11 protein-coding genes and 2 pseudogenes are annotated in these 20,232 nt (G+C 73.9%); 2 read left to right on the plus strand and 11 right to left on the minus strand.

The features are described 5' to 3' along the window. Positions 1–95: 95 nt before the first annotated feature. The 10 genes and pseudogenes from serA to AB0910_RS07300 form a co-directional block, all read right to left on the minus strand. Positions 96–1,688 (minus strand): phosphoglycerate dehydrogenase, encoded by a 1,593-nt coding sequence (serA, locus tag AB0910_RS07255; protein WP_366743541.1) that lies wholly within the window; start codon positions 1,686–1,688, stop codon positions 96–98. A gap of 320 nt (positions 1,689–2,008) precedes the next feature. Further along, positions 2,009–3,013: pseudogene (ilvC, locus tag AB0910_RS07260) on the minus strand (ketol-acid reductoisomerase); the annotation flags it as partial. 121 nt (positions 3,014–3,134) lie between these two features. Beyond that, on the minus strand, positions 3,135–3,662 hold the full coding sequence (ilvN, locus tag AB0910_RS07265; RefSeq protein ID WP_345643155.1) for an acetolactate synthase small subunit: 528 nt from the start codon (positions 3,660–3,662) through the stop codon (positions 3,135–3,137). A 46-nt stretch (positions 3,663–3,708) separates the two neighbouring features. Next, on the minus strand, positions 3,709–5,574 hold the full coding sequence (locus tag AB0910_RS07270) for an acetolactate synthase large subunit (protein WP_366743542.1): 1,866 nt from the start codon (positions 5,572–5,574) through the stop codon (positions 3,709–3,711). A gap of 220 nt (positions 5,575–5,794) precedes the next feature. Then, positions 5,795–8,944 (minus strand): EAL domain-containing protein, encoded by a 3,150-nt coding sequence (locus tag AB0910_RS07275; protein ID WP_366743543.1) that lies wholly within the window; start codon positions 8,942–8,944, stop codon positions 5,795–5,797. A gap of 258 nt (positions 8,945–9,202) precedes the next feature. Further along, positions 9,203–10,150 carry a 2-hydroxyacid dehydrogenase gene (locus AB0910_RS07280; RefSeq protein ID WP_366743544.1) on the minus strand — a complete coding sequence of 316 codons (948 nt, stop codon included), beginning with the start codon at positions 10,148–10,150 and terminating at the stop codon, positions 9,203–9,205. A gap of 66 nt (positions 10,151–10,216) precedes the next feature. Beyond that, positions 10,217–13,127: pseudogene (locus tag AB0910_RS07285) on the minus strand (glycoside hydrolase family 2 TIM barrel-domain containing protein). 9 nt (positions 13,128–13,136) lie between these two features. Further along, a complete protein-coding gene (locus AB0910_RS07290) occupies positions 13,137–13,358 on the minus strand; it encodes a hypothetical protein (protein ID WP_366743545.1) in 222 nt (73 codons plus the stop codon). A gap of 211 nt (positions 13,359–13,569) precedes the next feature. Next, positions 13,570–14,544 carry a LacI family DNA-binding transcriptional regulator gene (locus tag AB0910_RS07295; RefSeq protein WP_366743546.1) on the minus strand — a complete coding sequence of 325 codons (975 nt, stop codon included), beginning with the start codon at positions 14,542–14,544 and terminating at the stop codon, positions 13,570–13,572. A gap of 531 nt (positions 14,545–15,075) precedes the next feature. Continuing rightward, positions 15,076–16,296 (minus strand): helix-turn-helix domain-containing protein, encoded by a 1,221-nt coding sequence (locus tag AB0910_RS07300; protein WP_366743547.1) that lies wholly within the window; start codon positions 16,294–16,296, stop codon positions 15,076–15,078. Between the two features lie 168 nt (positions 16,297–16,464). On the opposite strand from AB0910_RS07300, the gene AB0910_RS07305 reads away from it, so the two are divergent. Together AB0910_RS07305 and pruA are read left to right on the plus strand one after the other, a co-directional pair. Continuing rightward, complete coding sequence (locus AB0910_RS07305) at positions 16,465–17,391, plus strand: proline dehydrogenase family protein (RefSeq protein WP_366743548.1); 927 nt, start codon at positions 16,465–16,467, stop codon at positions 17,389–17,391. 56 nt (positions 17,392–17,447) lie between these two features. After that, entirely contained in the window at positions 17,448–19,079 is a 1,632-nt protein-coding gene (pruA, locus tag AB0910_RS07310) for an L-glutamate gamma-semialdehyde dehydrogenase (protein ID WP_366743549.1), read from the plus strand. Between the two features lie 86 nt (positions 19,080–19,165). Here the strand turns inward: pruA and AB0910_RS07315 are convergent, their stop codons facing one another. Continuing rightward, positions 19,166–19,948 carry a DUF1206 domain-containing protein gene (locus tag AB0910_RS07315; protein ID WP_366743696.1) on the minus strand — a complete coding sequence of 261 codons (783 nt, stop codon included), beginning with the start codon at positions 19,946–19,948 and terminating at the stop codon, positions 19,166–19,168. Between the last annotated feature and the right edge of the window lie 284 nt (positions 19,949–20,232).

Below are 20,232 nucleotides of genomic sequence, written 5' to 3' on the forward strand. Positions count from 1 at the left end.
AGGCGGCCGGGGAACGCCGAGGGGCCCGGCACACGGCCGGGCCCCTCGCTTCGCACACGCGTCGTGCTCCCTCCCGCCCGCAAGGGGCCGGGAGGTCAGTCCTCCAGGTTCACCGAGCGCGCCGACGTGGCGCCGATCTCCGCCGAGATCTCCGTGAGCACCGGCTGCGGCACGGTGTCGTCCACGGTGAGGACGACCAGCGCCTCGCCGCCCTCCTCCGCCCGCGACACCTGCATGCCCGCGATGTTCAGCCCCGCCTCGCCGAGGATCCGGCCGACCGTGCCGACCACACCGGGGCGGTCCTCGTAGCGCAGCACCACCATGTGGTCGGCGAGCGCCACGTCCACGTCGTACTCGCCGATCGCGACGACCTTCAGCAGGTGCTTCGGACCGGCCAGCGTGCCGGAGACCGAGACCTCCTCGCCGCCCGACAGGGTGCCGCGCACCGTCACCACATTGCGGTGGTTGGGCGACTCGCTCGACGTGGTGAGACGCACCTCGACGCCGCGCTCCTGCGCGAACAGCGGCGCGTTGACATAGCTCACCGTCTCCGCCACGACATCCTCGAACACGCCCTTGAGCGCGGAGAGTTCGAGCACCTTCACATCGTGCTGGGTGATCTCGCCGCACACCTCGACATCGAGGCGCACCGCGACCTCGCCGGCGAGCGCGGTGAAGATCCGGCCCAGCTTCTCCGCGAGCGGCAGCCCCGGGCGCACGTCCTCGGCGATCACACCGCCCTGCACGTTGACCGCGTCGGGCACCAGCTCGCCCGCGAGCGCGAGGCGCACCGACTTGGCGACCGAGATGCCCGCCTTCTCCTGCGCCTCGTCCGTCGAGGCGCCCAGGTGCGGCGTCGCCACGACCTGGTCGAACTCGAACAGCGGCGAGTCCGTGCAGGGCTCCTTCGTGTACACGTCGAGGCCCGCGCCCGCGACCCTGCCCTCCTTGAGGGCGGACGCCAGCGCCTCCTCGTCCACGATCCCGCCGCGCGCGGCGTTGACGATCCGCACCGTCGGCTTCACCTTGTGCAGCGCCTCGTCGCCGATCAGGCCCAGCGTCTCCGGGGTCTTCGGCAGGTGCACCGTGATGAAGTCGGCCGCTTCGAGCAGCTCGTCGAGCGTCACCAGCTTCACGCCCATCTGCGCGGCCCGCGCGGCCTGCACATACGGGTCGTACGCCACGATCTTCATGCCGAACGCGGCCATCCGCTGCGCCACGAGCACACCGATGCGGCCGAGGCCGACCACGCCGAGCACCTTCTCGCTCAGCTCGACACCCGTGTACTTGGAGCGCTTCCACTCGCCGTTCTTCAGCGCGCCGTTGGCCTGCGGGATGTTGCGCGCGCTGGAGATCAGCAGGCCGCAGGCGAGCTCGGCTGCGGTCACGATGTTCGACGTCGGCGCGTTGACGACCATGACGCCGGCCTTGGTGGCGGCGGGCACGTCCACGTTGTCCAGACCGACGCCGGCCCTGGCGACGACCTTCAGCCTGTTCGCGGCGGCCACGGCCTCCGCGTCGACCTTGGTGGCCGAGCGGATCAGGATCGCGTCGACGTCGGCGATCGCGGGCAGCAGCTCCGCGCGGTCGGCGCCGTTGCAGTGCCGGATCTCGAAGTCCGGACCGAGTGCGTCGACGGTGGCGGGTGACAACTCTTCAGCGATGAGTACGACAGGTTTATCGCTCACGTGTGTCCTCACAAGTCCCATTGCGGACGGCCGTCCCAGCGGCCGCATGCGGTGGAGGTGTCATGGGGGTGTGCAGGCTCAGCATGACCTTGCCGGATCATGACGACACACCCTCGTCCGCGTGAAAGACGCACGACGCTGTGGGCCCGACGCGTGTGGTGCAGAGTCTAGTGCCGTTGCCGGCGGCTGGTCCCACCCGAGCGGCAGGATCACTCATACGTGCATGCTTCACATGTTTCACGTACCGGGGGCCGCGCCCGGCCGCCGGGCGCGGCTGCGGGGCCCCGCAGCGCTGCGCGCCGCGGGGCCCCTGCTCCGGCTCAGCCCTCGGAGTCGTCGACCCAGCTCATCAGCTTGCGCAGCTCGGCGCCCGTGGTCGCGAGGAGGCTGTCGGCGTCGGCCTTCTTGTACGCGTTGTACTTCTTCAGACCGCCGTGGTACTCGTCCATCCAGGTCTTGGCGAACGAGCCGTCCTGGATCTCGCCCAGGATCTTCTTCATCTCGGCCTTGGTCTGGTCGTTGATGATCCGCGGGCCCGAGACGTAGTCGCCCCACTCGGCGGTCTCGGAGACCGACCAGCGCATCTTCTCCAGGCCGCCCTCGTACATGAGGTCCACGATCAGCTTCAGCTCGTGCAGGCACTCGAAGTACGCGATCTCCGGCTGGTAGCCGGCCTCGACCAGCGTCTCGAAGCCCGCCTTCACCAGCGCCGAGGTGCCGCCGCACAGCACGGCCTGCTCGCCGAAGAGGTCGGTCTCCGTCTCCTCGGTGAAGGTCGTCTTGATGACGCCCGCGCGGGTGCCGCCGATGCCCTTCGCGTAGGCCAGCGCCAGTTCGAGGCCCTTGCCCGTGGGGTCCTGCTCGACCGCCACGATGCACGGGACGCCGCGGCCCTCCTCGTACTGGCGGCGGACCAGGTGGCCGGGGCCCTTCGGCGCGACCATGCACACGTCGACGTTGGCCGGCGGCTTGATGAAGTCGTAGCGGATGTTCAGGCCGTGGCCGAAGAACAGGGCGTCGCCGTCCTTGAGGTTGTCCTTGACGGACTCCTCGTAGACCTGCGCCTGGATCGGGTCGGGCACCAGGATCATGATGACGTCGGCCTCGGCCGCGGCCTCGGCGGGCGTGACCACGCGCAGCCCCTGCTCCTCGGCCTTCGCCCTGGACTTGGAGCCCTCGTGCAGGCCGACCCGGACATCCACACCGGAGTCGCGCAGCGACAGCGCGTGGGCGTGGCCCTGGCTGCCGTAGCCGATGACCGCGACCTTGCGGTTCTGGATGATGGACAGGTCGGCGTCGTCGTCGTAGAACAGCTCGGCCACGGATTCTTCTCCTTGTTGACAGTGGTGCTGGTGGTGCGTCCCACCGTACGGCGGGGGCGCCGGAGGCGGACTGCCGGTCTCGCGATGCGGTCCGGCAGGGGTGAGCGCGCGAGAGCCAGGGGGCTCAGGCGCTGCGCTCGAGGGCGCGCAGGCTGCGGTCCGTGATGGACCGCGCGCCGCGCCCTATGGCGATCGTGCCGGACTGCACGAGCTCCTTGATCCCGTACTGCTCCAGCATCTTGAGCATGGCGCCCAGCTTCTCGCTGGAGCCGGTCGCCTCGATGGTGACGGCCTCGGGGGAGACGTCCACGGTCTTGGCGCGGAACAGCTGGACGATCTCGACGATCTGGCTGCGGGTCTCGTTGTCGGCGCGGACCTTCACCAGCACGAGCTCGCGCTGGATCGCAGCGCCCGGCTCGAGTTCGACGATCTTCAGGACGTTCACCAGCTTGTTGAGCTGCTTCGTCACCTGCTCCAGGGGCAGGTCCTCGACATTCACCACGATCGTGATGCGGGAGATGTCGGGGTGTTCGGTGACACCGACCGCGAGCGAGTCGATGTTGAAGCCCCGGCGGGAGAACAGCGCGGCGATCCTCGCGAGGATGCCGGGCGTGTTCTCGACCAGGACGGAGAGCGTGTGCTTCGTGGACATGGGAGTCTCTCTGGGTCTCTCGGTCGCGGCTGTCGGGTCGGTCGGTTCAGTCGTCGGACACGTCACCGAAGTCGGGGCGGACGCCGAGGGCGGCCATGATCTCGTCGTTCGACGTCCCGGCGGCGACCATCGGCCACACCATCGCGTCCTCGTGGACGATGAAGTCGACCACCACGGGGCGGTCGTTGATGGCGTTGGCCTTCGCGATCACCGCGTCCAGCTCGTCGGGCGACTCGCAGCGGATCCCCACGCACCCCATGGCCTCGGACAGCTTCACGAAGTCCGGCACGCGCGTGCCGCTGCTCGGCCGGCTCGCGCCGTCGCTGTCGTCGCGCAGGGTGGTGTGCGAGTAGCGCTGGTTGTAGAAGAGGTTCTGCCACTGGTGCACCATCCCGAGGACGCCGTTGTTGATGATGGCGACCTTGATCGGGATGTTGTTGAGCGCGCAGGTGGTGAGCTCCTGGTTGGTCATCTGGAAGCAGCCGTCGCCGTCGATCGCCCAGACCGTGCGGTCCGGCCGCCCGGCCTTCGCGCCCATCGCGGCCGGCACCGCGTACCCCATCGTCCCGGCGCCGCCCGAGTTCAGCCAGGTCGCGGGCTTCTCGTAGTCGATGAAGTGCGCCGCCCACATCTGGTGCTGGCCGACGCCCGCCGCGTACACCGTGCCCTCGGGGGCCAGCTGCCCGATGCGCTGGATGACCTGCTGCGGGGAGAGCGAGCCGTCCTCCGGCTGGTCGTAGCCGAGCGGGTACGTCTGCTGCCAGCGGTCCAGGTCCTTCCACCATGCCTGGTAGCCGGTGCTCGCCGCCTCGCCCAGCGTGCCCGCCGCGTGCTCCGCCTGCACCGCCTGCACCAGGTCGGCGAGCACCTCGCGGGCGTCCCCCACGATCGGCACGTCGGCCTCGCGGTTCTTGCCGATCTCCGCCGGGTCGATGTCGGCGTGCACGATCTTCGCGTGCGGCGCGAAGCTGTCCAGCTTGCCGGTGACCCGGTCGTCGAACCTGGCCCCCAGCGCCACGATCAGGTCGGCCTTCTGCAGCGCGGTCACCGCCGTGACGGCCCCGTGCATGCCCGGCATGCCCACGTGCTGCGGGTGGCTGTCGGGGAAGGCGCCCAGCGCCATCAGCGTCGTGGTGACGGGCGCCTTCGTCAGCTCGGCGAGCACCCTCAGCTCCGCCGTGGCCCCGGACTTGACGACGCCGCCGCCCACGTACAGCACCGGGCGCTTCGCCCGGACGATCAGCTTCGCCGCCTCCCTGATCTGCTTCGCGTGCGGCTTGGTCACCGGGCGGTAGCCCGGCAGGTCGAGCACCGGCGGCCAGGAGAAGGCCGTCTGCGACTGGAGCGCGTCCTTGGCGATGTCCACGAGGACAGGTCCTGGACGGCCGGTGCCCGCGATGTGGAAGGCCTCCGCGATGGTGCGCGGGATGTCCTTCGCGTCCTTCACCAGGAAGTTGTGCTTGGTGACCGGCATCGTGATGCCGACGATGTCCGCCTCCTGGAAGGCGTCCGTGCCGATCGCCTTCGAGGCGACCTGGCCGGTGATGGCGACGATCGGCACCGAGTCCATGTGTGCGTCGGCGATCGGCGTGACCAGGTTGGTCGCACCGGGCCCCGACGTCGCCATGCACACCCCGACCTTGCCCGTGGCCTGCGCGTAGCCCACCGCGGCGTGGCCCGCGCCCTGCTCGTGGCGGACGAGCACGTGGCGCACGCGAGTCGAGTCCATCATCGGGTCGTACGCCGGGAGGATCGCACCACCGGGGATGCCGAACACCGTGTCGGCCCCCACCTCCTCAAGCGAGCGGATCAGGGACTGGGCGCCCGTGACGTGTTCGACGGGGGCGGACGGCGCTGCGCCGCTGCGGGGCCGCGGCTGCGGATGGTGGGCCCCGGTGGCCTGCTCGGTCATCGGCTTCTCTTCTCAGGGCTGGGGTTTCGCGGGACTTCGCGAGGGTCGTTGAGGGTGCCGGTGCAACAAAAAACCCCCCGTGCCGTAGGGCAAGCGAGGGGAGCGCGTCGGTGAGGGTCCGCGGAGCCGGTGTACGGGCTCTGCTTCAGCCGACGCGCTGTCCAAGTACGAGAATTCGGGTGCGCATGGCTCTGACCATCCTCCCGGCGCGCCCTGCCTGTCAAGTGGGTGGGACGGACGTCTCACCATTCGAGCGGGCGGACGGGAAGCCGGGGCGGTCACCGCGGAGCGGCCCCGCGCCGAGCGCCGAGAGCGACGCGCCGAACAGTCCACGGACCGCCCCCTCGGGGGCACTTGGCCCGCACACCCCGACGGCCCCCGGCACCCCGGAGGGGCCGGGCCCCGCGGGGGCGCCGCCGACGCCCGACGGCAGCGCGACCGCGCCCGCGGGCCCGAGGACCGCGGGCGGGCCGCCGGCGCTCCTGCGGCCCTGCACCGGCTCTCCCGCGGACGCCGGCAGCCCCTGGCCGCCCTGGGCGCCGCCCGCGCCGTGCGGCCCGCTTCCCGCGGCCCGCGCGACCGGCCGTCCGGCACCGCCAGGCACCAGGACCGCGCCGTCCGCCTCCTCGGAGGAGGGCAGCGGATACGCGCCGCGGCCGAGGGCCCGGCGCAGCCGGTGCTCGTCCAGCGGCCCGGAGAACGCGGCGCCCTGGCCGTGCGTGCAGCCGAGGGCCCGCAGCGCCAGTATCTGGTCGGGCCGGTCCACGCCGTCCGCGACGGACTGCATGCCGAGGTCGCCGGCGATCCGCAGCAGCCCCGCGGTGATGCGGTGGAGCCGCGGCGACTCCGCGATGCCCTCGACCAGGCCCCGGTCGAGCTTGAGCGCGTCGAGCGGCAGGCTGCGTAAGGCGTGGATGGCGGAGAAGCCGCTGCCGAAGCCGTCGAGCGCGATCCGCACGCCGAGGCGGCGCAGCGCCCGCAGCCGCCGCTCGAGCTCCTCGGGGTCCACGCCGTGGTCGGCGTCCGCCAGCTCGATCGTCAGCGACCCGGAGGGCAGGCCGTGCCGGGTCAGCAGCGCCTCGACCGAGTCGAGCCGCGGCGGCCGGTCCAGCAGGCGCCGCGCGGGTAGCCGTACGACGACGGGTGCTTCGTGCCCCGTCGCCCTGAGGCGCTCGGCGGCCCGCCGCACCGCGTCGTCGAGCAGCCGATGCCCGAACTCGGCGGCCCTGCCGTGGTCGTGGTCGTCGGCGATGCGCAGGAACTCGGCCGGCGTGAACAGCAGGCCCTGCGGCGCCCGCCAGCGCGGCTGCGCGGTCACCCCGCAGATGCGGCCCGTCGCGAGGTCCACCACGGGCTGGTGCAGCAGGGCGAACTGGCCCTCGTGCAGCGCGGTGCGCACCCGGCCGGTCAGCTCCGCGCTGCGCACCGCGTCGGAGCGCAGCTGGGGCGCGTACAGCTCGACACGGTTCTTGCCCGCGGCCTTCGCGCGGTACATGGCGAGGTCGGCGTTGCGCATCAGGTCGGCCGGGTCCGCGCCGGGCTCGGCGAAGGCGATCCCGATCGAGGCGGCCACCCGCACGTCGTGCCCCTCGATGCGGTACGGCTCCGACAGGGTCAGCCGCAGCCGGTCCGCGATCTCCCCGACCGTGCGCTCCCGGTCGGCCCGCGATGCGCCGTCCGCGCCCCCGCCCTCGCCGGTCAGCACGAGGGCGGCGAACTCGTCGCCGCCGAGGCGCGCCGCCGTGTCGCCCGCGCGCACCGAGGCCTGGAGGCGCCGGGCCGCGTGGATCAGCAGCTCGTCGCCGACCTGGTGGCCGAGGCGGTCGTTGACGCCCTTGAAGCCGTCGAGGTCGATGAAGAGGACCGCCGTGCCCGCGTCCCCGGCGCGCCGCCCGGCGAGCGCCTGGCCCACCCGGCGGGTGAACAGCGCTCTGTTGGGCAGGTCCGTCAGCGGGTCGTGCTCCGCGTTGTGCTGCAACTGGGCCTGCAGGCGCACGCGTTCGGTGACATCGCGGCTGTTGAAGATCAGCCCGTCCTCGTGGCGGTTGACCGTCGACTCCACGTTGAGCCAGCCGCCGGTGCCCGACCTGAAGCGGTACTCGACGCGGGCGCTGGGCTCCCGCGCGGGCGGGGAGGCGAGGAAGCGGCGCACCTCGTGGACGACCTTGCCGAGGTCGGCGGGGTGGATCAGGGAGGCGAGCTCCACGCCTTCGAGCTCCTCGGCGCCGCGGCCGTACACGCCGGAGGCCGCGGGGCTCACGTACCGCAGCACGCCGGACGGCGCGGCGATCATGATGACGTCGCTCGACCCCTGGACCAGGGAGCGGAAGTGGTTCTCCTTCTGGGCCAGTTCCTGGGTGAGCGCCACATGGTCGACGAGCATGATGCCCTGCCGCACCACGAGCGCGAGCACCACCGTGCAGCCGGTGAGGATCACCACCCGGTCGACCTGGTGGCCCTCCACGGCCGTGTACAGGATGCCGAGCGTGCAGACCGCCGCCGACAGATACGGCGTGAGGGCGGCGAGCACGCCCGCGACGCCGCTGCGCCGGCGCGCCGCGGGGCGCTGCCTGACCTCCGGCAGGTGCCGCACGCCCCAGGGCGCGTACGCGAGAAGCAGGGATCCCGCGAACCAGCCCGCGTCGAGCAACTGGCCCGAGCGGTACTCGGCGCGCAGCAGCGGCGAGGTGAACAGGCCGTCGCACAGGACCGTCAACGCGAGTGCGCTGATCGCGGTGTTGACCGCGGTACGACTCGCCGTGTGCCGGAAATGCAGCGCGAGCACCATGCTCACCAGCACGATGTCCAGCAGCGGGTAGGCCAGCGCGAGGGCGGCCTGCGGGACGCTCGGGCCGTCGACCCGCGCCGTGTGGGCGAGCGCCAGGCTCCAGGAGAGCGTCAGCAGCGAGCCGCCGATCAGCCAGGCGTCGAGGCCGAGGCAGACCCAGCCGGCCTTGGTCGCGGGGCGCTTGGCGAGGACGAGGAGGCCGACGATGGCCGGGGGCGCGAAGCAGAGGAAGAACAGGTCGGCGAGGGAGGGCGCGGGCACGGGCTCGCGCAGCACCACCTCGTACCACCCCCATATGGCGTTGCCGCCCGCCGCCATGAACGACGACAGCGAGAACAGCAGCCAGGCGGAACGGAAGCTGCGGCCCTTGCCGCGCGCGTACACGAAGCAGGAGACCGCCGCGATCAGCGCGGCCAGACTGAGCCCGAAGTCGCCCATGAAGACCGAGACTTCCTGCGAGCCCCAGCCCGTCGCAGCGCCCGCCGCATAGCCGGCGCAGACCAGCGCGAGCGCGAGCTGCGCGAGCAGCCCGCCGCTGCCGCCGGCCCGGCGGCGGCCGACGAGGGCTCCCTCGGCGCTCATCGGCCCGCTCCGGGACATGTCGCTTTCGGTTGGTCGGTCCTGTCGGTCCATCGGCCGTGCATCGCCCGTCGCCCCCCTCGGATTCTGGTCGCTCCCGACGCCGCCCCACACGCGACGCAGCCCCCAGATCGGGACGATACACCAGAGCCGTCACTCAGCGACATAGTATCTCTACTCTCCGTGACGGTCTCGGGTGACGTGGCACCGCGTCCGGGGCGGCTGCGCAGCGTGGTCACGGAGGGGCGCTCCGTGACGGGCTCACTCTGTGGTCATTACCACGTTATGGAGTGCTTCACCCCCGGCGAGCCGGGTCAGTTGTGCCGAGAGGAGCCTTTTGGCCCGGGGTTCGAACGCGGAGGTGGAGCCTCCGACATGGGGGCTCACGAGGACGCCCGGCGCGTGCCAGAGGGGGTGTCCCGCGGGCAGCGGCTCCGGGTCCGTGACGTCGAGCGCCGCGGTGAGCCGGCCCGCCGTCACCTCGGCGAGCAGGGCCTTCGTGTCGACGACTGCGCCGCGCGCGACGTTGACGAGCAGCGCGCCGTCCTTCATGCGCGCGAGGAAGTCGGTGCCGACGAGCCCCCGGGTCGCGTCCGTCAACGGCGTGGAGAGGATCACCACATCGGCGTCGGGGAGCAGATCCGGCAGATCGGAAAGCGTATGAATGGGCCCGCGCGCGGTGGTGCGCGCGGAGCGCGCGACGCGCGCGACCCGCGCGCACTCGAACGCCGCGAGCCGGTCCTCGATGGCGGAGCCGATCGACCCGTAGCCGACGATGAGCACCGACCGGTCGGCGAGCGCGGGGAAGAACCCGGAGAGCCACTCCTCGCGCTCCTGCGCCCGCACGAATCCCGGTATGTTCCGCAGCGAGGCGAGGGTCAGCGTCAGCGCGAGCTCGGCGGTGCTCGCCTCGTGCACCCCCTTGGCGTTGCACAGCGCCACCCCGCGGGGCACCGCGGCGAGCCCCGGCAGCACGTGGTCGACGCCCGCGGAGAGCGTCTGCACGACCCGGAGCGAGCTCATCGCGGCCAGCGGCCGCCGCGCGACCTCGGGCCCCTTCAGATAGGGCACCGTGTAGAAGGCGCACCGCGCCGGGTCGCCGGGGTACTCCTCGCCGCCGTCCCAGAACCGGTAGGTGAGGCCGCCGGGCAGCCCCGCGATCTCGTCCGCCCTGTACGGGATCCACACCTCTGCTGCGTCATTGTCCATGGTCGGGAGGTTAGGCCACGCCCCCGCCGGCCCAGAAGTCCCGCCTGTGCGGTCCCGGCCCGCCCGTCACGCGCAGAGCGGTGCGAACGTCAGGGTGAGGGCTGCGGGGCGCGCGTACAGGCGGTGCGCGGGAAGCACGCCGGGGCCGCAGGCCGCGGAGCCGAGGCCGTGCTGCGCCAGGTCCAGGTTGAGGTGGATCAGGGGCCCTGGCGCCAGGTCCGTGGTGTGGGCCGCCGCCTCCAGGTCCTCGGTGCGCCAGCGGCGCGCGGTGAAGTCGAAGACCGGGTCGCCCTCGATCCGCACCCCCGTGCCGTCCCGCGCGGTCAGCGTGAGCCACCGGGCGTCCACCCGGTTGCCGTTCTCCTGCGGCCGCACGTACGGGGTCTGGAGCGCGTCGACGCCCGCGGCGTGGCGGCCGGTGCGCGCCGCCTGCCTGCTGTCCGCGTACGCCTCGCCGGGGCCGCCGCCGAACCACTCGGCCGTGTCGAACGCGCCGGGCAGCGCCATCCGCAGGCCGAGCCTCGGCACGGTGCACGGCCAGGTGCCCTCGGGCGCCAGGTCCACCCGCAGCCGCAGCGCCCCGGCGTGTGCGCTCCACCGGTACAGGGCGCGCATGCCGAAGCCGCGCGCCGGGGGCGCCACCCGCGTGCGCACCAGCAGCGCGGGCCCCTCGGCCCCCGCGGCCTGCTCGACCGCGTCCAGTCTGTGGTGCAGCCGGTGCAGACCGGCACCGCGCCACCGCGCCGCCTCCGGGTCCTGCGAGCCCCTGTCGTTGTCCGTGGGCGCGCGCCACAGGTCGAGCAGCGGCCCCTCGACGGGGTGGCCGCCCAACTCCACGAGCAGCCCGGTCGCCGCGTCGAAGCGCCCGGGTCCGAGCGCGATCAGCCCCCCGGCGCGGGCCACGGGCGCCGCGGCAGGCGGCAGCGGCGCCCGGGCCGCGCGCGGGCGCACGCGCACCTGCCCCCAGGCCACCTCGTGGCCCGCGGGCGCCCAGGGCGCGTCCGCCGCGAGCGCGGCGCGTACCGTCAGCCAGCTCTCGCCGGCGAGGGGCGGCAGCGCGGGCCGCGCCACCCGCGCGGTGCCGCCCGGCGGTACGTGCCCCACGTCGAGGGGGCCCGAGGCGACCGGCACGCCCTCCTCCTCCAGCGTCCAGGTGAAGGCGAGATGGTCCAGCGCGACCGTGTCGTACAGATTGGCCACCGTGAGCGTCCCGTCGGCGGCGGCGCCGATCCGCACCGGCTCGAAGACCTTCGCGAACTCTCTCAGCGCGGGGGAGGGGGTGCGGTCGGGGAAGACGGCGCCGTCGATCACGAAGTTGCCGTCGTGGATGTCCTCGCCGAAGTCGCCGCCGTAGGCGAAGTACGGGCGTCCCGCGGTGTCCCTGCGGGCGATGCCGTGGTCGATCCACTCCCACAGGAAGCCGCCCTGGCAGCGCGGGTGGCGCTCGAACAGCTCCCGGTACTCCAGCAGCCCGCCCGCGCCGTTGCCCATGGCGTGCGCGAACTCGCAGAGAATGAAGGGCAGTTCGCGCTGGCGCGGGTGGTCGAGCTCGGCCGGGTCGCCGCGCCCGATGCGGTCGACCTCCTCGTGTGAGGCGTACATCCTGCTGTGGACGTCGACGTACGCGCACGCGCGGTCGCCCTCGTAGTGCACGGGTCGCGACGGGTCGCGCCGGTGCGTCCAGTCGGCGGCGGCCGCCAGGTTGGGGCCGGTGTGCGCCTCGTTGCCGAGCGACCACAGCACCACCGAGGGGTGGTTCTTGTCCCGCTCGACGGTGCGGCGCATCCGGTCGAGCACGGCGTCGGCCCACCGCGCGTCGCCGCCGGGGTTGCCCGCCCAGTCCAGCCGCTCGAAGCCGTGGGTCTCCAGGTCGCACTCGTCGACCACCCACAGGCCGTAGCGGTCGCACAGGTCGAGGAAGGCCGGGTCGGGCGGGTAGTGGCTGGTGCGCACGGCGTTGACGTTGTGGCGCTTCATCAGCTCCACGTCGGCGACGGCACTCGCGTACGGCAGCGCGCGCCCGTGCGCGGGGTGGAACTCGTGCCGGTTCACGCCCCGGAACACGATCCGGCGCCCGTTGGCCTTGAGCACCCCGTCCTCGATCGCCACCGTCCGGAAGCCGATCCGCAGCGGCACCCGCTCGGCGCCGGTGTACGCCGTCCCCTCGTACAGCCTCGGGCGCTCCGCGCTCCACGGCTCGACGCCCGGCAGTTCGAGGGCCTCGCCCGCGGGCAGGCCGCTGACGCCGAGCTCCGGCACGTCGACCAGGACGCGCCCGCCCTCGGCGCGCACGCACAGCGTGCCGGCGCCCGTCGTGTGGTCGTACCCGGCCCGCACCTCGACGTCCCGCACGCCGTCGGCGGGGCGCGAGGAGGGCGACGGAGCGGAAGATCCCAGACAGCCACCACATGTCCTGGTCCTCCAGGTAGGAGGCGGCCGACCACTGGTGCACCCGCACGGCGAGCACGTTGCCGCGCGCCCGCAGCAGCGGGCCGACCGCGAACTCCGAGGGGAGCCTGCTGCCCTTCGTCACGCCGAGCTCCGTGCCGTTCAGCCGGACGAGGCCGCACGAGTCGACGCCGTCGAAGCGCAGCACGGCAGGGCCTTCAGGCCACCCGTGCGGCAGGTCGAACTCCAGCCGGTAGTCGCCCGTCGGGTTCTTCGACGGCACCCGCGGCGGGTCGACGGGGAACGGGTAGTCGATGTTGGTGTAGGCGGGCGCGCCGTGGCCGTGCAGCTGCCAGTGCGCGGGGACCGGCAGGTCCGACCAGCCCGCGGCTTGCGACACGTCGAAGCCGTCGCGCTCCACGCCGTCCGGCGCCGCAGCGGGCGAGGGGGAGAGGCGGAAGCGCCACGTCCCGTCCAGGCTGAGCCGGGGCGCGTCCGAGGCGAAGGCGGCGCGCGGCGGCAACGCGCCGCTGCCGGGGGCCGGGTCCTCCAGGTACGGGGCGTGCCGGGACGGTACGGAGGGGAGCATGGCTTCCTTTCAGCCCTTGAGCGCGCCGGCGGCGATGTTGCCGACGAAGTGCCGGGCGCCGATGAGGAAGACGACGACCAGCGGCACGATCGCGACCAGCGTGCCCGCCATGACGACGCTGTAGTCCGTCACGTAGGCGCCGTTGAGCTGCGCGAGCGCCACCTGCAGCGTCTGTGCGAGGGGGCCGAGTGCCGCAGCGCCGGTCAGCAGCCTGCGTCGAGTCAGCGTCATCGGAGCCCTCCGGAAGCCTCATGAGCGCTCACGTGAACGTTCACGGGAATGTCCGGAAGTGTGCGTGCGGGTATCGGCGGTGTCAAGGGAACGGACAACCCCGGCCCCCGGGCCCGCGCCGCGCGTCCGGCGGCGACAACCACGCCGCGGCGCGGGCCCGTTCGGGGTCCGGCACCCCGGAGGTGCGGCGTACGGGCGCGGGGCCGGAGGGTCAGGCCGAGGCGCGGGGCAGGAGCGTGCCGTGGACCTCCAGGGCGGCCCCGGGGACCGGGTGCTCGGGGGCCGAGAGGAGACGGGCCGCCTCGTCGACGGCGAGGGCGCCGAGCCTGCCGATGTCGAGCGCGACCGTGGTCAGGGCGGGTTCGACCAGGTCGCCGAGGCGCAGCCCGTCGAAGCCGACCACCGCGAGGTCGCCCGGCACCCGCATGCCGAGGCGGCGGGCCGCCCGCAGAGCGCCCACCGCGATCACGTCGTTGAAGGTCAGGACCGCCGTGACGTCCGGGTGCGCCGCGAGCAGCCGGGGCAGCGCGGCCTCGCCGCCCTCCACGGACTGGCGCGCGCCCGCCACCGCGTCGGCCGCCACCCCGTGCGCGGCCGCCGCGGCGGCGAACCAGGCGCGCCGGTCGGAGGGTTCGGGGCGCCCCGCGTGGTCGAGCATGCCGATACGCCGGTGGCCGCGCGCCACCAGGTGGCCCACGGCCGCGCCGATGCCGTCCGCGCCGTCGATGCGGATCGAGGAGAACCTGGGCGACCTGTGCTCCCGCCCCACCAGCACCACCGGCACCCCGCGCGTGCCCCGGTCGATCTCCTCCTCGGAGCTGCTGAAGTACCCGATCACCGCGTCGACCTGGGAGCCGATCACCCGCAGGGTGGCGCGCTCCTTGTCCGGGTCGTCCGAGGTGTCGTGGACCACCACGTGCCAGCCCCGCAGGCCGGCCGCCTCCAGGGCCGCCGCGGCGACCTCGGTGAAGAACGGGTTGAGCAGGTCGGGGATGACGAGCCCGATCGTCACCGTGTCCTGCCGCACCAGTCCGCGCGCGAACCGGCTCGGCTGGTAGCCGAGTTCACGCGCCGCGTCCAGGACCCGCTGCTTGGTCGCCCCCTGGATCTCGCCCTTGTCGTTGAGCGCCCGCGACACCGTCTGCCGGGACACCCCCGCCGACCGGGCGACGTCGTGGATCGTCACCCTCCGACGCCGCGCCCCTGCCGCCGCCACCGCACCCTCCCCGCAGCCCCTGCGCACGGCCACCGTGGCCGCCGCGCCGCAGACCGAGTATGACGCCTGCCGCGCGGCCCGCCGCGCCGGTCTCAGCCGACCCGCGCCCGCAGGCGCTCGCCCAGCACCACGTCGTGCGGCGGCCGCGCCGGCCCCGCGGCGTCCACCGCCACGCCGTCGCGCGCCGGGACCCGCCGAGAAAGGCCCAGTGGCCGGCCGCCCTCCGCGCGCGCGTCCTGCCGCAGAACGGCTCGTCCGGCCCGACCACCGTACGGGCGTCCCGCTCGACCTCGTCGGCCCCAGGCCGCGCCCCGGTGCCCACCGGACCCGACGCACTCCAGCCGCGGTCGTCCAGCAGCGCCACGCTGCGGCCGTCGGCGAGCACGGCCACCAGCCGCGCCGACACCGAGAGCCGCCGCGCGCCGGTGCCCGCGGCGTCCCGCTCGGCATGGGTGACCAGGCGGACCACCGCGGCCGCTCCGGGGCGGCCCGGGCCGCCGGTCACGCCGCGCCGCCCGGGCCGGGCCGCAGCCGCGCCGACTTCAGCGCCATGTGCAGCAGCAGCCGGTCCTCGCCGTCCGCGAGGTCGAGCCCGGTGAGGTGCTCGATCCGGGAGAGCCGGTAGTACAGGGTCTGCCGGTGGATGCCGAGCGCGGCGGCCGTGCGGCCCGCCCGGCCCGCGTGGTCGAGGAACGACTCCGCCGTGCGGGCCAGGTCCCTGTGGGCAGGGCCGAGCAGCGGCGCGACGGCCGGGTCGGGGGCCTGCGGCAGCCGCGTCAGCAGCCGGTAGGCGCCGATGCCCGTCCACTCGGCGACCGGCCCGAGCCCCGGCCGCGCCACGGCGGCCCGCGCGGCACCGACCGCCTCGTGCCACGCCTCGGGCAGCTCGGCGAGGCCGCGCCGCGGCGCCGCCACGCCCGCCGTCGGCCCGGCGCCGCCCGCCGGGGGCGCCGCCGCGCGCAGCCGGTCGAGCGCCGTGCGCACCGCGGGCAGCCCGTCCGCCGACCTGAGCCGTACGAGCAGGGCGAGCGCGGACACCGCGCGCACCGGCTCCGCCTCGGGCGCAGGCACCCCCGCGGGGCGGCCGTCAGGCTCGGGTGCGGCCAGCGTGCACAGGGCCGCGGTGCCAGGCACCGCGCGCACCGGCGGCTCCTCGCCGCCCCACGGCACGACGCCCGCCACCACGTGCAGGCCGTCCGCGCTCGGTCCTACGGCCGTGCGCAGCGCGGCCAGCGCCATGTCGCGCTCCCAGCCGTGCGCCGCGGTGAGCACCGCGCGCAGCTCGCGCGCCAGGTCCGCGTCGGCCTTGACGTCCTCGGCGAGCAGGTCGCCGATCCGCGCCGTCACCTCCATGGCCGCGTCCAGCCGGGCGGGGGCCGGGCCCGCTGCCGAGTCGTCGAGCAGCCACACGTAGCCGAGCACCATCCCGCGGTGGCGCACCGGCAGGCAGATCCGGCCGCGGAAGACGCCCGCGTCCGGCGAGGCGGGGATGCGGACGGGACCCGCGGCCCGGGTGATGCCGAACGCCTCGAACCAGGCGCGCACCGTGGGGGACGACTTCCTGGTGAGGATCGAGCGGGTCCTGACCGGGTCCATCGCCAGGTCGTCCTCGCTGTCGTGGGCGCCGAAGGCGATCAGGCCGAAGTCGCGGTTCTCCAGGGTGGCGGGCACGCCGGCCAGCGCGGAGATCTCGTCCACCAGCTCCTGGTAGCCGCCCTTCACGCCCGCACGCCCCTCATACCGGCCATTCTCGCACCGGTTCGGACAACTGTCTGAGATCGGGGCCACGGATGCGTGACAGCTGTCGATGGCAGAGGATCGGACCGCTCCATAGCGTGCGAAGTGGCCGGAGAGTCCCACGGCCCGCTCGATCTCTCATGGAGGTGCCCCGTGCTGGGTCCCGTGATCCTCGCCGCGTCGCGGAGCGACGCCCTGCGCCGCACCCTCTCGGCCGCCCCCCTCACCAAGCCCGTCGTCAAGCGCTTCATCGCGGGCGAGACGGTCGAGGCGACCGCGCCGGCCGTCGAGGAGATGGCGGGCCAGGGCCTCGACGTCACCCTCGACGTGCTCGGCGAGGACGTCACCGACCCGGCGGAGGCGACCCGCTCGCGCGACGCCTACCTGCGGCTGATCGAGGTGCTCGGCCCGCTCCAGCTGGGCGAGCGCGCCGAGATGTCCGTGAAGCTCTCCTGCATGGGCCAGGCGCTCGCAGGCGGCCACGACATCGCGCTCGCGAACGCCACCACCATCGTCGAGGCGGCCGCGGCCATCGGCACCACGGTCACCCTGGACGCCGAGGACCACACCACCGCCGACTCGACGCTCGCCATCCACGCGGCGCTGCGCGAGCGCTTCCCCCGCACGGGCGCCGTCGTCCAGTCGTACCTCTTCCGCACCGAGGACGACTGCCGGGCGCTCGCCGCCGCGGGCAGCCGGGTGCGCCTGGTGAAGGGCGCCTACAGGGAGCCCGCCTCCGTCGCCCACCAGGACAAGGCCGAGGTCGACAAGGCGTACGTGCGCTGCCTGCGCATCCTCATGGAGGGCGACGGGTACCCGATGGTCGGCTCGCACGACCCGCGGCTCATCGCCATCGCGCAGGAGCTGGCGCAGCGCGCGGGCCGCAAGCTCACCGACTACGAGTTCCAGATGCTCTACGGCATCCGCTCGGCCGAGCAGCACCGGCTGGCCGCCGAGGGCCACCGCATGCGCGTGTACGTGGCCTACGGCACCGACTGGTACGGCTACTTCATGCGGCGCCTCGCGGAGCGCCCCGCCAACCTCGCGTTCTTCCTCCGCTCGCTGGCCGGCCGCGGCTGACCGCCGCACCCCCGCCCACGGACGACACCCCCGATCCGATTGGAGTGACGGCTGACATGGACGCCGTGACCAAGGTCCCCGCCCCGGTGAACGAGCCGGTGCACGGCTACGCGCCCGGCTCCCCCGAGCGCGCGCGGCTCGAAGAGAAGCTCAAGGAGCTGGCCGGGCACCCGCGTGACCTGCCCATGACCATCGGCGGCACCCGGCGGATGGGCGGAGGCGAGCGCTTCGACGTCGTCCAGCCGCACCGCCACAAGGCCGTGCTCGGCACCTTCGCAGCCGCCACCCGCGAGGACGCGCAGGACGCCGTGGACGCGGCGCTCGCCGCCGCGCCCGGCTGGCGCGCCCTGTCCTTCGACGACCGCGCCGCGATCATCCTGCGCGCCGCCGAGCTGCTGTCGGGCCCGTGGCGCGAGACGATCGCCGCCGCGACCATGCTCGGCCAGGGCAAGACCGCCCAGCAGGCCGAGATCGACGCGCCCTGCGAACTGATCGACTTCTGGCGCTTCAACGTCAGCTACGCCCGCGACCTGCTCGCCGAGCAGCCGCCCGCCAACTCGCCCGGCGTCTGGAACCGCCTCGACCACCGCCCGCTGGAGGGCTTCGTCTACGCGATCACGCCGTTCAACTTCTCGGCGATCGCGGGCAACCTGCCCACCGCGCCTGCCCTGATGGGCAACGTCGTGGTGTGGAAGCCGTCGCCGACGCAGACGCTCGCCGCGGTCCTCCTGATGGAGCTGCTTGAGGAGGCGGGCCTGCCGAAGGGCGTCATCAACCTGGTGACGGGCGACGGCATCGCCGTCTCCGACGTGGCCCTGACCCACCGCGACCTGGCGGGCATCCACTTCACCGGCTCGACGAAGACCTTCCAGCACCTGTGGCGGACGGTCGGCGAGAACATCGAGAAGTACCGCACCTACCCGCGCATCGTCGGCGAGACCGGCGGCAAGGACTTCGTCGTCGCGCACCCGAGCGCCGACCGCGCCGTGCTGAAGACCGCGCTGACCCGCGGCGCCTTCGAGTACCAGGGCCAGAAGTGCTCGGCCACCTCCCGCGCCTACCTCCCCGCCTCCCTCTGGAACGACGGCTTCAAGGAGGAGTTCGCGGCCGAGGTCGACGCCATCGCCATGGGCGACGTCACCGACCTGTCGAACTTCGTCGGCGCCGTGATCGACGAGCGCGCCTTCGCCAAGAACAAGGCCGCCATCGACCGCGCCGCCGCCGACCCGGCCTGCACGATCGTCGCCGGCGGCACGTACGACGACTCGGTCGGCTACTTCGTGCGGCCCACCGTGATCGAGTGCACCGACCCGGAGAACGAGGTCTTCACCACCGAGTACTTCGGGCCGATCCTCGCCGTGCACGTCTACGACGACGCCGACTACGACGCCGTGCTCGACCAGATGGAGTCCGTCGCGGACTACGCGCTCACCGGCTCGTTCATCTCCCGCGACCGGGCGGCGACCGCCGCCGCGATGGAGAAGCTGCGCTACGCCGCGGGCAACTTCTACATCAACGACAAGTCGACCGGCGCGGTCGTCGGCCAGCAGCCGTTCGGCGGCGCGCGGGCCTCGGGCACCAACGACAAGGCGGGCGCCCCGCAGAACCTGATGCGCTGGACGCAGACCCGCGCCATCAAGGAGGCGCTGGTCCCGCCGACCGACTACCGCTACCCGCACATGGGCTGACCCGCACAGCGGCCCGGGGCCGCCCCGCACCCGGAAGGGGAGGCGGGGCGGCCCCGGGCCGTGTCCGCGGCGGCGGGGGAGCGGGGTCAGGACACCCGGTGCCAGCGCGCCATGCCGAAGCAGTGCAGGCCGAACAGGGCGAGCCCGAGGGCGACGAGGCCGAGCAGCCACACCCCGGCGGGCGCGGCGGCGAAGGAGCGCAGCGTGTCGTCGAAGCCCTTGGCGCGGTCCGGGTCGTAGACGGCGGCCGCCTCCAGCGCGAACGCGCCGGCCGCCGCCACGGTCAGCCCGCGCGCCGCACCGCCCGCCACCCCGGTCACGTCGACGAAGACACGGGCCGCGCGGGACATCCGCTCAGGCCGCAGCTGCCTGCGGAAGCGCCGCAGCACCGCGAGCACCCCCATCCACACGCCGGTCACCACCACGGCGGCGGCCAGCACCCCCACGATCCAGCGCCCGCCCGGCACCCCGAGCACCCGCGCCGTCACATCGCGGGACTGCGCGTCGCTCGCGCCGCTCCCGCTGCCGCGGTCGCCGAGCGCGAAGGCCAGCACGGAGTACGCGGCGAAGCCGTAGAACACGCAGCGCAGGGCCGAGAGCAGCCGCAGCCGCACCGTGCGCCCGTCCACCGTGGCCGCGCCGACCATCGCCTCCGACAGCCGCCACAGCGCCATTCCGGCCAGTCCGACGCCCACCGCCCACAGCAGCACGGCGCCGACCGGGGTGCCGGCGAGCTCCGCGAGCGCGCCGCCCCGGTCCGCCTGCTGCCCGCCGTGCCCGCCGTCGCCCGCGATCCGCAGCGCGAGCAGGCCGATCAGCACGTAGATGACCCCGCATGCGGTGAAGCCCCAGCGGGCCGCCACCTCCATGGCCGGGCTGTCCGCCGCCCGCCGCGCCCCGTCCCCGCCGAGCCGCCCGCCTGCCCGCCCGAGCCGCCCGCACCGTCTGAGCCCCGCCGTCCATGCGCTCATGGCCACCCCTCCCGCACCTCCGGCTGCCCCCGCGGGCCCCGCGGAAACGGCCGCCGCGCGGGGCGCCCGTCCCCCTGGAGGGTGCCGTGCGGGCGCCGTCCGTCTCAGATAGTAGGAAGTCCGAGTAATGAGGCAGACAGCGCGCACGGCCTCCCTTAGCGTGGAGAACGCCGGACGTGACG

Origin of the sequence: Streptomyces sp. NPDC047002, assembly GCF_040704505.1 — a bacterium.
GTDB lineage: Bacteria > Actinomycetota > Actinomycetes > Streptomycetales > Streptomycetaceae > Streptomyces.